Source organism: Clostridium rectalis, from assembly GCF_900626095.1.
Lineage (GTDB): Bacteria > Bacillota > Clostridia > Clostridiales > Clostridiaceae > Clostridium_AS > Clostridium_AS rectalis.
In genome coordinates, this window is the sequence record NZ_UYZZ01000006.1 from 86,879 (window position 1) to 99,827 (window position 12,949).

Sequence of the window (12,949 nt, forward strand, 5' to 3'; positions counted from 1 at the left end):
GTGCACTTTTTAGCGAAAATTTGCTAAAATAGAATAGGGTATTTATAAAAATTTAAAATAGTTAAAAATTTATCAATATATAAATAAAATTTTAAGAAGAGGTGTATTTTAATGATTAAGAGTTTTGACGAAATACTACAAAAAGTTCAAAGCCAGGAAATTAAAAAAGTAGCAGTTGCAGTAGCACAAGATAAGCCAGTTTTAGAGGCTGTTAGAGACGCCAAAGAAAAAAATATAGCAGATGCAATACTTGTTGGAAATAAGGATGAAATAGAATCCATTGCAAAAGAAATAGAAATGGATATAAATAAATTTGAAATAGTGCATGAACCTAATCTTAAGAAGGCTGCATTAAAAGCAGTGGAGCTTGTATCAACAGGAAAAGCTGATATGGTTATGAAAGGATTAGTTGATACAGCGAACTTTTTAAGGGCTGTATTAAATAAAGAAGTAGGTTTAAGAACAGGTAAGCTAATGTCACACGTAGCTGTTTTCCAAACAGAAAAGTTTGATAGACTACTTTTCTTAACAGATGTTGCTTTTAATATGTATCCAGAATTAAAGGATAAGGTTGATATGATAAATAATGCAGTTTCAGTGGCTCATGCAATAGGAATAGATTGTCCAAAAGTTGCACCTGTATGCGCAGTTGAAGTTGTAAATCCAAACATGCCAGAAACTATAGATGCTTCAATTCTTTCTAAAATGAGTGATAGGGGACAGATTAAAGGTTGTGTAGTTGATGGTCCTTTAGCTTTAGATAATGCTTTATCACAAGAAGCAGCAAAACATAAAAAAGTAACAGGGGAAGTAGCGGGTAACGCTGATGTATTGTTACTTCCAAATATTCAGGCAGGAAATATTATGTATAAAACACTAACTTATACAACTGATTCTAAAAATGGTTGTTTACTTGTAGGTACCGCAGCACCAGTTGTTTTAACTTCAAGAAATGATAGCCATGAAACAAAAATGTATTCAATTGCTTTAGCAGCATTAGTTGCTGAAAGTATGAGAAAGTAAATAATTAATTTAAACGGAGGGGAAAGATATGTCACATAAGTTATTAATAATTAATCCAGGTTCTACATCAACAAAGATTGGTGTATTTGAAGACGAGACATTGTTATTAGAGGAAACTTTAAGACACTCAGCAGAAGAAATAGGAAGATATGCTACTATTTATGATCAGTTTGAATTTAGAAAAGAAGTTATATTAAATGTATTAAATGAAAAGGGTTTTGATATAAAAACTCTAAGTGCAATAGTAGGTAGAGGTGGGCTTTTAAAACCTGTTGAAGGTGGTACATATGCTGTAAACGATGCTATGCTTGAAGATTTAAAAGTAAGTGTAAGAGGACAGCATGCTTCAAATCTAGGTGGAATTATAGCAAATGAGATAGGAAAATCATTAGGAATTCCTGCATTTATAGTTGATCCTGTTGTTGTTGATGAACTTCAGGATGTAGCAAGAATTTCCGGTATGCCTGAAGTAGAAAGAAAAAGTATATTTCATGCATTAAACCAAAAAGCTGTAGCTAGAAGATATGCTAAAGAAAATGGAAAAGCATATACAGATGTAAATGTTATTGTAGGACACATGGGTGGTGGAGCATCAGTAGGTGCACATAAAAATGGAAGAATTGTAGATGTAAATAATGCATTAGATGGAGAAGGACCATTTTCACCAGAAAGAACCGGTGGGGTTCCAATAGGGGATTTAGCAAGACTTTGTTTTTCAGGGAAATACACTTTAGAAGAAATGATAAAGAAAATAAACGGAAAAGGTGGAGCAGTTGCTTATCTTGGAACTAATGACTTTAGAGATGTTGAAAACAAGGCATTAGAAGGTGATGAAAAGCACAAATTAATATTGGATGCATTTATATATCAGATGGCCAAAGAAATTGGTAAATGTGCAGTAGTACTAGAAGGAAAGATAGATGCTATAATTTTGACAGGTGGAATAGCTTATAGTAAGTACGTAACTAAAGAAATTAAGGAGAAGGTTGGATTCTTAGCTCCTGTAGTGATTTATGCTGGAGAAGATGAACTTTTAGCATTAACTCAAGGTGGACTAAGAGTGTTAAAAGGTGAAGAAAAAGCAAAAGAATATAAATAATTATTTATATGACCAGTATTAATTTACTGGTCATTTTTATTATATAGTATTACAGAATAAAATTTTAAACAACAATACTTACTGTGTATATAATATTAAATAAAATGCTATCTATTTTAATATTTTAATAAAAAATATGGAAAAACTTAAGAAACTGTTAATACTTACATTGAATTGATGTATTGTTCCCATAGGCAAAATATATTATAATTATTTAGTAAAGAGTAAAATGGATTTAAATATCTAAACGTTATGTAATAAGCAAAAAGAGAGGTATTTACTTATGAGTAGGATGTTTGGAACAGATGGTGTTAGAGGAATTGCTAATAGTGAACTAACATCAGATTTGGCATATAGTCTTGGAAAGGCAGGAGCTCATGTTTTAACAGAAGGGGCACATAAGCCTAAAATTTTAGTTGGCATGGATACAAGAATATCTGGACATATGCTTGAAAGTGCATTAGTAGCTGGAATACTTTCTGTAGGAGCAGAGGCCGTATGTCTAGGGGTTATACCCACTCCAGCTATAGCGTATTTAACAAGAAAGTATAAGGCAGATGCTGGAGTAATGATATCAGCTTCACACAATCCAGTAGAGTACAATGGCATAAAATTCTTTAATTCACAGGGATATAAATTATCAGATGAATTAGAAGATAGAATTCAAAGTATTATAGAAAATAATTTTGAAGGAGTACCTTGTCCTATAGGTGAAGATATAGGAAGAAAAGTAATAGCAGAAGGTGCACTAGAGGAATATATAGAATTTGCTAAATCAACTATAGATATTGATTTAAAGGGAATGAAAGTGGCATTAGACTGTGCAAATGGAGCAGCATATGAAGTTGCAGTAGAAACTTTTAAACAGTTAGGAGCAAAAGTTTCTGTAATAAATAATGATCCAGATGGTATTAATATAAATAAAAATTGTGGATCAACTCATCCAGAGGAACTTATGGAGTATGTGGTTAAAAAAGGATGCGATTTAGGATTAGCATTTGATGGAGATGCAGATAGGTGTTTAGCTGTTGATGAAAAAGGTAATTTAATCAACGGTGATTTTATAATGGGTATTTGCGGAAAGTATATGAAAGAAAAAAATAAGTTACATAAAAATACGGTAGTAGTAACAGTAATGAGCAATATGGGATTATTTATTGCCATGGATAAAGAGAATATAAATCTTATAAAAACAAAAGTTGGGGATAGGTATGTACTTGAAGAAATGCTTAAAGAGGATTATAAAATAGGTGGAGAACAATCAGGACATATTATTTTTTTAGATTATAATACGACTGGTGATGGATTGATAACTGGGCTTCAAATTTCATCAATAATTAAAAATACAGGTAATAAGTTATCACAATTGGCTTCAATAGTAAAGGAGTTACCTCAAGTATTAGTTAATGCAAAGATACCTAACCACAAGAAGGATATATATAAAACAGATAGTGAAATTATAGAAGAAATAAAAAAGATAGAGGAAAAAATGGCTGGAAGAGGAAGAGTTCTTATAAGACCATCAGGTACAGAACCATTAGTGAGAGTTATGCTTGAAGGTGAAGATCAGATGGAAATAGACAATTTGGCTCATTCATTAGCTAAATTGATAGAGAAGAAAACTAAATAAACAATAGAATTTAAATGGGAAGCACTGCTGTTCCATTATAGGTGGAATAGCAGTTTTTTAATAAATTATTGACCAATTTAGTTATAATAAATATAATAATTATATATTTATTTAAGGGGAGTGATGTTTATAGGAAAGAAGAATTAATATTTAAAAGCGCCAGGGCTTAAGTGATGATACATTAAATTGAGTAAGCTTGACTTTCTAAATCAAAGATTTAGAGTTTCACTTAAGTTGACGAGGATGGGGAGTATCGAATCTTCGGCGGGTGCCCCACGGTATCGCACTACCGTTAAAGGTTGATAAATCCAGAAAGTGATTTTTGGGACAAAATCAATCAGGTGTTAAAACCTTAAAAATATGGTTAAAGTAATAAAAATAAGTATAGTTATCTTTTGGGATAAATATACGTAAAAATTGAGAGGAAGATTAATATGTGCGGAATAGTAGGATATATAGGCAAAAGGCAGGCATCGGCTATACTAGTTGAGGGTCTTTCAAAACTTGAATATAGAGGATATGATTCAGCGGGAGTTGCTATTATAGATAATAATAGTATTGACGTAATGAAATGTAAGGGTAGGTTAGCTAATTTAGAAGAGAAGTTAAAAGAAACTCCAATAGAAGGAACAATAGGTATTGGGCATACAAGATGGGCTACTCATGGAGAGCCATCAGACTTAAATTCACATCCTCATAGTAATGAAGATGGAACTATAAGTGTTGTTCACAATGGAATAATTGAAAATTATATTCATTTAAGAGAATGGTTAACATCTAAAGGCTATAAGTTTAAATCGGAAACTGATACAGAAGTTATTCCTCATTTAGTAGATTACTTTTATAATGGAGATTTATTAGATGCTGTTATGAAGGCAGTAGGTAAAATGGAAGGAAGCTATGCCATTGGAGTAATATGCAATAGTGACCCAGATAAGATTGTAGCTGTAAGAAAAGATAGTCCAATGATAGTTGGTCTTGGAGAAAATGAATTTTTTATAGCTTCTGATATACCAGCAGTATTAAATCATACAAGAGATGTATATCTTCTTAATGATAAAGAATTTGTTGTATTGACAAAGGATGGAGTAAAATTATTTACTGAAGAAAAAGAAGAAATTAGAAGGGATATATATCATGTAACTTGGAATGCAGATGCAGCTGAAAAGGGTGGATATGAAGATTTCATGTTAAAGGAAATACATGAGCAACCAAAGGCTATTAAAGACACTATGACTTCTAGAATAATGCCGGGTAAACCAATAACTCTTGATGAGATAAAGATAACAAGGGAAGAATTAGAAAATATAAATAAAATATACGTTGTTGCATGCGGAACTGCTTATCATGCGGGAATAGTTGGTAAGTATGTTATAGAAAAATTATCTAGAATACCAGTTGAAGTAGATATAGCATCAGAATTTAGATATAGAAACCCTATAATAGATAAAAACACCTTAATGATAGTAATAAGCCAAAGTGGAGAAACGGCAGATACTTTAGCAGCTTTAAGAGAGGCTAAAAATCATGGTGCTAGGGTAATTGCAGTAACTAATGTTGTTGGAAGCTCTGTTTCAAGGGAAGCAGATGATGTATTATACACTTGGGCAGGACCAGAAATAGCTGTTGCTTCTACAAAAGCTTATGAAACTCAACTTGTAGCAATGTATATAATAGCACTATTTTTCGCAGAAAATAAGAAAACTTTAAGTAAAGAGGAATTAGAAGATTTAAAAAAAGAAATGCTTCTTTTACCTGAAAAGGCAGAAGAATGTTTAAAAAATAAAGAAATAATACAAAGATATGCAGCTCAGACTTATACTCATAAAGATATGTTCTTTTTAGGAAGAGGTTTAGACTATGCAGTAGCTATGGAAGGATCATTAAAGCTTAAAGAAATTTCTTATATTCATTCAGAAGCATATGCTGGTGGAGAACTTAAGCATGGTCCAATAGCTTTAATAGAAAAGGGAACAGTAGTAGTGGCTTTAGCTACACAGGATGAACTATTCGAGAAAATGGTAAGTAATGTAAAAGAAGTTACAACTAGGGGTGCTCATGTTTTGGGGGTTACTTTTGAAGGCAATGAAAGTATAGAAAAAACAGTGGATTCAGCAATATATTTGCCCAGAATTAATCCTTTCTTTTCACCATTACTTTCAGTTATACCTTTGCAGTTATTTTCGTACTATGTTGCAGTACAAAAGGGCTGCGATGTGGATAAACCAAGAAATCTTGCAAAGTCAGTTACAGTTGAGTAATATAAACTATTAGATTATTAGATATAAAAGATGGTTTAAAGAAAAATAAACTTGTTTATATAGAAAAAATTTTAAAATGGAGAAAAAATCAGGCTCTAATCTTGATTTTTTCTCCATTTTTCATGAGAAGAAATTAGGAAGAAAGAACCTTATATAGAGCAGTTATTTATTCAACCAATAAAAGTAAGCCAATATTTTTTAATATTGGCTTACTTTTATATGAATGTTTTAGGTAGTAAATGTTTATTAAACGTAAAAATGTATATCTACATATAAGTTTTGTTTGATATTGAAAAGTGATATAAAAATAATAATTGAATAGTTATAGGGGAAAATAAAGAAAGGTAGACAATTTTTTTATTATTTAAATAGCAAAAATGCCTTAAAGTTATTTTAAAATTGAATAAGTATTCTTATTTGATGCTTGTAAGGAGTATAAATCTTAAGAAATCTGTTATAAGGCTTAATGGAAATAGAAACTCCTTATAAATGAAGGGAATCTTTAAAGCAAAGGAGGAAAGAGGAGTGTAAATGAGTATGTGGAAAAATAGAAATGAGAAAAGGGTTGAAAATAAGGGAAGTTATAATGAAACTAAAAAGCTTATGAATGAAGTTGCAACAAAAGAGGTAGAGGTGCTTTTAAGAGATATGGGCACAAATGAGGACGGCTTATCTATTGAGAAGGTAGAAGAAAATCGTCAGATATATGGTATAAATAAAATTACACAACAGAAAAAGGAATCATTTTGGAAAAGATTAATTGATGCATTCATTAATCCTTTTACATGTGTATTAATATTTTTAGCAATAATATCTGCGTATATGGATATTATTCTTGCTGAGCCTGAGGACAAAAATCCAGCTACTGTAATTATAATATCTTCTATGATATTTATAAGTGGAGTTTTGCGTTTTGTACAGGAAACGCGTTCTGGTAATGCCGCAGAAAGCTTGTTAAAGCTTATAAGAACAACGTGTACAGTGAAACGAGTAGGAAAACAACAAGAGATTTTACTAGATGATGTTGTGGTTGGAGATATAGTATATCTTTCAGCAGGTGATATGGTACCTGCTGATATGAGAATACTTTATTCTAAGGATTTATTTATAAGTGAGGCATCATTAACAGGAGAAAGTGAACCTGTGGAAAAAACCTCTATTGCATCCACCAAAAAAGATTCTACTATAAATTACAATTGTCTTGCATTTATGGGAAGTAACGTTATTAGTGGTTCTGCTACAGGAATAGTAATTTCAGTGGGGGACCATACAATTTTTGGTGCCATGGCAAAAGATATTCAACAAAAGCCTACAGTTACTAGTTTTCAAAAAGGGGTTAATGCTGTATCATGGGTTCTTATTCGTTTTATGCTTATTATGGTTCCAATTGTTTTCTTTATAAATGGTATTACAAAGGGGAATTGGGTAGATGCATTTACATTTGCAGTGTCTGTTGCTGTTGGATTAACACCAGAAATGTTACCCATGATTGTTACTACGTGCCTTGCAAAGGGAGCAGTAGCTATGTCTAAGGAAAAAACAGTGGTAAAAAATTTAAATTCTATTCAAAACTTTGGAGCTATTGATATATTATGCACAGATAAAACAGGAACTTTAACTCAAGATAAAGTTATATTAGAGTACCATATGGATGTTTCAGGAAATGAAAATCTAAGGGTTTTAAAACATGCTTTTTTAAATAGCTATTTTCAGACTGGTTTAAAAAATTTAATGGATATTGCTGTTATTGATAGTGTAAAATCAACAAGTAGTGAGAAAAAATTTTTGTATGATATAGAGCACAATTATAGAAAAGTAGATGAAATTCCCTTTGACTTTAATCGCAGAAGGATGAGTGTTGTTGTGCAAGATCAATTAGGGAAAACTCAAATGATTACTAAAGGGGCAGTAGAAGAAATGTTATCTATTTGTACTTATGTAGATTATGAGGGAAGGGTAATTGAGCTTACAAGTGAAATTAAAAAAACTGTACTTAAAACAGTGGATGATTTAAATGATGATGGCATGCGTGTTATTGCAGTAGCGCAAAAGACTAATCCTTCTCCTGTAGGAACTTTTTCTATTAGGGATGAAAGTGAAATGGTTCTAATAGGCTATTTAGCATTTCTTGATCCTCCTAAAGAGTCTACAAAGGTAGCTATTGAAGCTTTAGCTGAGTATGGTGTAGGGGTAAAAATTCTTACTGGAGATAATCAGCGAGTGACACGATGTATATGCAAAATGGTAGGATTAAAAGTGGATAATTTATTAACTGGTTCTGATATTGAGAATATGAGTGAAGATATATTAAAAAAGGAAATAGAAAAAACAACGGTATTTGCAAAACTATCCCCCTCTCAGAAATCTAGAATTGTTACTTTATTACGTAACAATGGCCATACCGTTGGATTTATGGGAGATGGTATTAATGATGCTGCTGCTATGAAGTCAGCAGATGTTGGTATTTCTGTAGATACAGCAGTGGATATCGCAAAAGAATCGGCGGATGTTATTCTCTTAGAAAAGGATTTAATGGTATTAGAAAAGGGAATAATTGAAGGTAGAAAGACTTACGCTAATATGATTAAATATATTAAGATGACGGCAAGTTCCAACTTTGGTAATATGTTTTCTGTGCTTATTGCTAGCGCCTTTATTCCATATACACCTATGGCTAGTATACATCTTATTTTATTAAATCTTATTTATGATATTTCTTGCACTGCTATACCTTGGGATAATGTGGATAAGGAATTTATAGAAAAACCCAAAAAATGGGATGCCTCAAGTATTGGTAGTTTTATGATTTGGATTGGGCCAACTAGTTCCGTTTTTGATGTTACCACATACTTATTATCTTATTTTTTAATTTGTCCGTTTTTCGTACCAGGTGCATTAGGAAGAACATTTAACAAAATTCCAGCGTCTGAGGAAATGGTAAGAGATATATATGTTATGATGGCACAGGCTATTTGGTTTGTAGAATCAATGTGGACACAAACCCTGGTTATTCATATGATTCGTACTGCAAAGGTACCTTTTGTACAAAGTAGAGCCTCATTTCAAGTGATTACTCTAACATTTACTGGTATTGTGGCCCTTACAGTTATACCTTTTACGAGTTTTGGAAGGGTGTTAGGATTATATCCATTCCCTAGCATTTTCTTTTTATGGCTTGCTATAACTATTATTTTTTATATGATTTTGGTTACTATAATGAAAAAAATTTATATTAAAAGATATGGCGAATTATTATAAAATAATAAATATTTTTACTGTTCTTTTTGTCATTGGATTATATTTCAAAGAGAGCAGTTTTTCTTATATAGACAAATACATAATTCATAGTAATAATTCATCTATAACTTGTATTAATACTTGTTTAGTTTTATATCTAAAAGCATATAAAATAGGGGAATGTAGATGAGTTTGAAGAATAATTGATGGAGTAGTATTTATTGGAGGAAGATAAAATGAAAAGATAAGTAAGTCAAACTGAAGCTTATATATCTATATTATTAATAATCTTTTTTTATAATAAGTATTAATAAAAGTTTCAAAAAATTATTAAGATATTAGAACATAGAAAATGATATCTCATTAAGTCAGTAACTAAGGTTACGGATATTATTCATATACGGGGTTAATATATAAATATAATTTAAAATAGTTTTTAAATAAATAACAACCTAATTAAATTAAGGAGGATAATTATGAAAAGTATAAATTTAATAAAAAATATTGACTTTTCAAAAGTTTTAGTATTGGGGGATTTAGTAGAATATAGAGGAGGGCAAGTAGTAAGTAGAACTTTATCCCAGGGGAAAAATCTTAGTGTTACATTATTTGCCTTTGATAAGAATGAAGAGATAAGTTCACATTCATCCCAAGGTGATGCACTGGTATATATATTGGATGGGGAAGCGGAAATAATGGTTGGTGAAGAGAAATTTAGTTTAAAAAAGGGAGAAACTATAGTTATGCCATCAGGCATAGCACATGCACTATACGCAATAGAGAAATTTAAAATGTTGTTAGTAGTTGTATTTAAATTGAATTAAAGTGTTATACAAATGGTAGAAAAAATGATAATCTACCGTTTTTTTTATAAAAATTAATTTATTGTTAATATATGTCTGTAAAAGAAGTTATTATATGTTAAAATATGGGTAGGAGCATAAGTTTATTAAAGAGGGATGAATATGAGAAAGATTGATGAGGTATATGAAGCACTAATAAAGTTGGAAGGAGAAAATGAAAAAAATATATCTGCTATAGAATTAAGTGAATATTTAAATATAGATAGATCTAATGTAAGCAGATATTTAAATAAACTTCATAAAGAAGGAAAAGTCAAAAAAATTGATGGTAGACCAGTATTGTATCATTCTTTAGAATTTAGAAATACAAAAGAGAAAAACAATACAAATAAACTTAATAGTTTAGATAAAATTATAGGTGCACAACTAAGCCTAAGAGTACCCATACAACAGGCTAAAGCTGCTATTTTATACCCACCTAGGGGACTACATACGCTTATTTTAGGAAAAACTGGTGTTGGAAAATCAATGTTTGCAGAATTAATGTATCAGTTTGCTAAAGAGGCAAAAGTAATAAGTGAAAAAGCACCATTTATCACTTTCAACTGTGCAGATTATGCGGATAATCCACAGCTTGTAGTTTCACAAATTTTTGGTGTGAAAAAGGGAGCATACACTGGAGCAGATAGTGATAAGGAGGGGTTATTAAAGAAAGCTAATGGAGGTATATTGTTTTTAGATGAAATTCATAGATTATCCCCTCAAGGTCAGGAAATGTTATTTACCTATATAGATAAAGGCTTTTTTAGGTTATTAGGAGATACGGAAAAAGTGACTAAGTCAGAAGTGCAAATTATTGCTGCTACTACAGAAGATCCTCAGTCTTATTTATTAAAAACATTTACACGTAGAATACCGATGATGATAAAGTTACCATGCTTAAAAGAAAGAACTTTGCAGGAAAAGTATAATCTATTAAAAGAATTTATTACAACGGAGTCTAAGAGATTATCAAAAAACATATATATGGATAAGAATGCATTAGTATCCTTTCTTTTGTATGATTGCACAAATAATATAGGTCAACTTAAAAGTGATATTCAATTGTCTTGTGCCAAGGCATTTCTAGATTTTAAAACTAAAAATTTGGATTATATATTTATAGAACAAGGAGATTTACCTAAAAGCACAAAAAAAGGGTTTATGAAGATACAAACTTATAGAGAAGAAATAAATAAATTACTAAAAAATAAAGGGGATATTTTAGTATTTTATCATGATATAAATGAAAACGATGGACAAGATTTAGATGAAGAGGATGAGAACGAGGATAAATACTTTTATGACTGTATAGAAAAAAAGTTAATTATTTTAAAAAATCAAGGAATGAATGAAAATGAAATAAACGATATATTGAATATAGATATAGAAAGTCATTTTAGAAAATATATGAGTGATTTGCCAGAGTTTTTTCAAAAAGAAGAGATAACTAAAATAGTAAATGTAGAAATAATGACTATAGTTGATAAGATATTATCTATTGCAAAAGAAAAACTTGATAGGGAATTTGACAAAAAAATATATTTAGGTTTAGCACTTCATTTACAAGGAAGTATCGATAGAATAAAGCAGGGAAACAGCATATACAATCCAAAACTGAATTTTATTAGGGCACAATATGCAGAAGAATTTATGGTTGCTATTGAAATAGCACGAGTTATTGATAAAAATTTTAACATTGAAACTCCCTTAGATGAGATTGGATATTTAACCATGTTTTTAGCATCTAACCAATATGAAAGTGATATGAAATATAAGGAAACGGTGAGTATATTAGTAATAATGCATGGAAAGTCTACTGCTAGTAGTATGGTACAAGTGGCTAATGAATTATTAGGAGAAGAGTGTGCTGAAGCGTTAGATATGCCTCTAAATATGAAGGCAGAAACCATGTATGATATAGCCAAAAGAAAGGTTTTGGAAATGAATCGCGGTAAAGGTATATTAATTTTAGTAGATATGGGGTCTTTAACAAACTTTGCCAATATGATATATGAGGAAACTGGTATTAGTACCAAAACTATAGATATGGCTAGTACTCCAATGGTAATTGAAGCTTGTAGAAAAGCTATGTTAGGACATGATTTAGATGCGGTTTATAATTCTTGTAAAGAATTAGATAGGTATGGTATACAGGTTAACGTAACAGATAATCAATATAAAAAATTTTTGATAATAACTGCTTGCTTTACAGGGGAGGGGGCTTCGGAAAAGCTTAGAGATATTATAACTAAGAGTTTAGGAGAGAATTCACAACTTGATATAGTATCACTAAATATATTAGATAAAGGAGATTTCTTATATCATGTAGAAATCTTAAATAGAAAATATAATATACTAGCTGTTGTAGGGACAATTAATATATTTATTAAAAATGTACCATTTATTTCTGCATCGGATATTTTATCTGGTACTGGATTAAATAAACTAAGAAACTTAATAAAAAGGGAAGAGCAATATAGAAGTATAAAGACTTCACTTAAACCACATATAAATATAGAAAATATTGAAGGCATGGTAGATGAGATAAGAAATATAGTAGAAGAAATAGAGAGTAAATTAAATATCTCTTTATCTCATGATGTAAAGGTTGGTATTTTACTTCATATTGGTTTTGTTATAGATAGAGCTAAGAACGGTGGAAAGGGAATTATATTCAATGATGTAGACAACTATATAAATAAATATATTAAAGAGTTTAATATTATAAAACAATGTCTTAAATCCTTGGAAAAAATTTATGATATTAATATTTCTAAAGATGAGGAAGCATATATACTTAAAATGTTTATAGAAAATAGTAAGAGTGTGTAGAATCATAGTTTAGTGTAAAAGT

7 protein-coding genes are annotated in these 12,949 nt (G+C 30.4%); all 7 read left to right on the plus strand.

The features are described 5' to 3' along the window. The first annotated feature begins 111 nt into the window (after positions 1-111). The 7 genes from ptb (at position 112) to EJL03_RS10770 (ending at position 12,927) form a co-directional block, all read left to right on the plus strand. On the plus strand, positions 112-1,023 hold the full coding sequence (ptb, locus tag EJL03_RS10740) for a phosphate butyryltransferase (protein WP_125153978.1): 912 nt from the start codon (positions 112-114) through the stop codon (positions 1,021-1,023). 28 nt (positions 1,024-1,051) lie between these two features. Continuing rightward, the gene (gene buk / locus EJL03_RS10745; protein ID WP_125153979.1) at positions 1,052-2,122 is read left to right on the plus strand and encodes a butyrate kinase; all 1,071 of its coding nucleotides are present in this window, start codon (positions 1,052-1,054) and stop codon (positions 2,120-2,122) included. A 283-nt stretch (positions 2,123-2,405) separates the two neighbouring features. Then, positions 2,406-3,752, plus strand: a complete 1,347-nt coding sequence (glmM, locus tag EJL03_RS10750) for a phosphoglucosamine mutase (protein ID WP_125153980.1) — start codon at positions 2,406-2,408, stop codon at positions 3,750-3,752. A 434-nt stretch (positions 3,753-4,186) separates the two neighbouring features. Further along, complete coding sequence (gene glmS / locus EJL03_RS10755; RefSeq protein ID WP_125153981.1) at positions 4,187-6,013, plus strand: glutamine--fructose-6-phosphate transaminase (isomerizing); 1,827 nt, start codon at positions 4,187-4,189, stop codon at positions 6,011-6,013. Between the two features lie 531 nt (positions 6,014-6,544). Then, entirely contained in the window at positions 6,545-9,271 is a 2,727-nt protein-coding gene (gene mgtA, locus EJL03_RS10760; RefSeq protein WP_125153982.1) for a magnesium-translocating P-type ATPase, read from the plus strand. Between the two features lie 455 nt (positions 9,272-9,726). Then, positions 9,727-10,074, plus strand: coding sequence for a cupin domain-containing protein (locus EJL03_RS10765; RefSeq protein WP_125153983.1), 348 nt, complete (start codon positions 9,727-9,729; stop codon positions 10,072-10,074). A gap of 141 nt (positions 10,075-10,215) precedes the next feature. Beyond that, a complete protein-coding gene (locus EJL03_RS10770) occupies positions 10,216-12,927 on the plus strand; it encodes a sigma-54-dependent transcriptional regulator (RefSeq protein WP_125153984.1) in 2,712 nt (903 codons plus the stop codon). The last annotated feature ends 22 nt before the right edge of the window (positions 12,928-12,949 follow it).

Bases quoted from the DNA above. Each gene is read 5' to 3' on its own strand.
- ptb (WP_125153978.1), top strand. From the start codon at position 112: ATGATTAAGAGTTTTGACGAAATACTACAAAAAGTTCAAAGCCAGGAA.
- buk (WP_125153979.1), top strand. From the start codon at position 1,052: ATGTCACATAAGTTATTAATAATTAATCCAGGTTCTACATCAACAAAG.
- glmM (WP_125153980.1), top strand. From the start codon at position 2,406: ATGAGTAGGATGTTTGGAACAGATGGTGTTAGAGGAATTGCTAATAGT.
- glmS (WP_125153981.1), top strand. From the start codon at position 4,187: ATGTGCGGAATAGTAGGATATATAGGCAAAAGGCAGGCATCGGCTATA.
- mgtA (WP_125153982.1), top strand. From the start codon at position 6,545: ATGAGTATGTGGAAAAATAGAAATGAGAAAAGGGTTGAAAATAAGGGA.
- EJL03_RS10765 (WP_125153983.1), top strand. From the start codon at position 9,727: ATGAAAAGTATAAATTTAATAAAAAATATTGACTTTTCAAAAGTTTTA.
- EJL03_RS10770 (WP_125153984.1), top strand. From the start codon at position 10,216: ATGAGAAAGATTGATGAGGTATATGAAGCACTAATAAAGTTGGAAGGA.